The following is a 1,126-nucleotide window of genomic DNA, read 5'->3' on the forward strand; positions in this document are numbered from 1 at the left end:
AAGCCTGAATACTACCTGGTGACCGATAGCGGACTAGTACCGTGAGGGAAAGGTGAAAAGTACCCCGGGAGGGGAGTGAAATAGTACCTGAAACCGTGCGCTTACAATCCGTCAGAGCCTCTTTGTGGGGTGATGGCGTGCCTTTTGAAGAATGAGCCTGCGAGTCATCGGTGTGTGGCAAGGTTAACCCGTGTGGGGGAGCCGTAGCGAAAGCGAGTCCGAATAGGGCGCCCTTCAGTCGCACACTATGGACCCGAAGCGGAGTGATCTACCCATGGCCAGGGTGAAGCGACGGTAAGACGTCGTGGAGGCCCGAACCCACTTAGGTTGAAAACTGAGGGGATGAGCTGTGGGTAGGGGTGAAAGGCCAATCAAACTCCGTGATAGCTGGTTCTCCCCGAAATGCATTTAGGTGCAGCGTCACGTGTTTCACACCGGAGGTAGAGCTACTGGATGGCCTAGGGGGCCCACAAGCTTACCGAAGTCAGCCAAACTCCGAATGCCGGTGTGTGAGAGCGTGGCAGTGAGACTGCGGGGGATAAGCTTCGTAGTCGAGAGGGAAACAGCCCAGATCGCCGGCTAAGGCCCCTAAGCGTGTACTAAGTGGAAAAGGATGTGGGGTCGCGAAGACAACCAGGAGGTTGGCTTAGAAGCAGCCACCCTTGAAAGAGTGCGTAATAGCTCACTGGTCAAGTGATCCTGCGCCGACAATGTAGCGGGGCTCAAGTACACCGCCGAAGCCGCGGCATTCAGACATTATCCCGCCTTCGGGCCAGGAGTCTGGATGGGTAGGGGAGCGTCGTATGGCCAGGGAAGCGGCGGAGTGATCCAGCCGTGGAGGCCATGCGAGTGAGAATGCAGGCATGAGTAGCGAAAGACGAGTGAGAAACTCGTCCGCCGAATGACCAAGGGTTCCTGGGCCAGGTTAATCCGCCCAGGGTGAGTCGGGACCTAAGGCGAGGCCGACAGGCGTAGTCGATGGACAACGGGTTGATATTCCCGTACCCGTGTATCCGCGCCAAATATCGAATCAGTTGTGCTAAGTATCCAAATGTTCTCTTATCGAGCCTTCGGGCGAGAGGGAGGACGGCTGCATACGACCCTGGCTGTAGTAGGTAAGCGATGG

Annotated in this window: 1 rRNA gene; it reads left to right on the top strand. The window is 56.9% G+C overall.

Annotated features, from left to right (window positions below):
* Positions 1-1,126, top strand: a 23S ribosomal RNA gene (locus ACYVKL_RS38685); the annotation flags it as partial.

Source organism: Nocardia tengchongensis (assembly GCF_054781395.1).